The sequence below is a fragment of the Mesorhizobium sp. Arg314 genome (assembly GCF_053714275.1).
The window spans coordinates 1-1650 of record NZ_JBSKBP010000156.1; the positions used below are offsets into that span (position 1 = coordinate 1).

The 1650-nt window shown below is 63.9% G+C and carries 1 protein-coding gene and 2 pseudogenes; all 3 read right to left on the bottom strand.

Going from position 1 to position 1650, the window contains the following annotated elements; translation table 11 throughout:
- Positions 1-76: pseudogene (locus ACWGS9_RS34750) on the bottom strand (IS5/IS1182 family transposase); the annotation flags it as partial.
- Between the two features lie 284 nt (positions 77-360).
- Positions 361-1500, bottom strand: coding sequence for an IS110 family RNA-guided transposase (locus ACWGS9_RS34755; RefSeq protein WP_454509425.1), 1140 nt, complete (start codon positions 1498-1500; stop codon positions 361-363).
- A gap of 55 nt (positions 1501-1555) precedes the next feature.
- A pseudogene (locus ACWGS9_RS34760) lies at positions 1556-1650 on the bottom strand (IS5/IS1182 family transposase); the annotation flags it as partial.

The window sequence follows — 1650 nt, forward strand, 5'->3', positions numbered from 1 at the left end:
CGGCATCGACGAGCGCATGGATCTTGGTCGTGAGGCCGCCGCGGGAACGTCCCATGCAGCCATCGTCAGCGCCCCCTCATATGAGGCGTGTCGTGTCAATGGTAGCGGCGGCGGCCTAATCACTTTCGGACGCTGTCGGGATCGGCCTCGCGGCGAACTGCGGAACAAGTCCACATCACCTCATATCCGGTCGGCTCGCGTGGAGCCCGCACCCATATCCCGCATGCACGGGCAAGTTTGGCGAGGCCGGGAGGATGGGACCCATCTTTTTGACGGCATTGAAAGCCCTGGGGGGCAGCGGTCCACAGCCATCCCGTTTCGCCGCAAGTGACGTTGGCCGTCCCTCGCGTCGAACTCTTGTCAGACCTTGGTCATGGCGCCGTCCGGCAGCAGGCCCTGCGTCAGGTACCGCCACAAGGCGACTACCAGTTTGCGCGCCAAGGCGACGATCATGGTGCGGCGGATGCGCCCCTTGCCGGCGCCGACGCGCTCTTGGAACCAGCGGGCGAGACGGCTATCGGGCTGGTGGCGCAGCCATAGCCAGGCAAGCTCGATGGCGGTTCGCCGCGCACGTGGGTTGCCCGATCTCTGGATGCCTTGATCGCGGCTGACCGCGCCACTGCTCCAGGGACTGGATGCAAGTCCGAGATAGCCGGCGACCTCACGCCGGTTCTGGAAATCGCGGAAGAAGACCTCGTTCGTCAGCACGCTTGCTATCGTCAATCCGATGCCACGCAGATGGCTCAACTGGATGGTCGCGGGGGCCGTGGTCTCGGCCGCCTGGCGCTGTTCGTCCTCGACCTGCGCGATCATCTCGATCACCAGCCACAGACGGTCGCATTCGCGCTCTATCTCGCGCTTGAGGCAGGGTGGTAGATCTCGTCCGTCGGCTGTGCCCAGCGCCTCAAGCTGTTCACGCCAGTCTCGCCTGGCCGGTTTGAAGTCGCGGATACCCTGCGTCATCAAGAGCCCCTTGATGCGGCTCGAATGCTGGCCGCGTTCGTTAACAAGGCGAGCCCGTTCCCGGCTGCGACGGCGATCGTTCTCCTGCTCGAGGCTTGGCACTCGCACTATCCGGCAGACCCTCGGCTCGCCGCGTTCCAGCGCCATCAGCGTGCGCAGCAGCGCCGCCGCATCGAGGCGATCCGTCTTGGCCCGGCGTGACCGGCGGTCGACCAGGATGCTGGCCGCATCCAGAACTCGATTGTCGATGCCGCGGTCGCACAGGAAACGATGCAGCCAGAAACCGTCGTAACCGGCCTTGTAGCACGACATCACCCGAACCGGACGCGTCAAGGTGGCCTGCGCCTGTTCGCGCCGGTGTTCAATGAGAGCCATAAGCCCTTCGGTGTCACCTCCTTGCAGGCGATGCAGGCTAATCTTGTCGGCCGCTGGCGAGTGCAGGGCTACAAGCCAGGCCGACTTGCTCAATTCCAGTGCAACGAAAATCGTGGCAGTCTTCTCGCCGACGGGCGGCAGAGCAACGGATGAGAGATTCATAAGACGTCTCCAAGGTTAGGATGTCGGACCCCGAAACCTTACCTGAGTTCCGCCGCCCGTCGCCCCATGGGATCTTTTTTGCCGTGGCGGCGTGCTGGTGAACGCGGACACAGGAGCTGTCGATCATGATGATCTCGCCGTCAAAGGCCT

Excerpts from the sequence above, each read along its gene's own strand:
- ACWGS9_RS34755 (WP_454509425.1), bottom strand. The coding sequence starts at position 1,500 with ATGAATCTCTCATCCGTTGCTCTGCCGCCCGTCGGCGAGAAGACTGCC.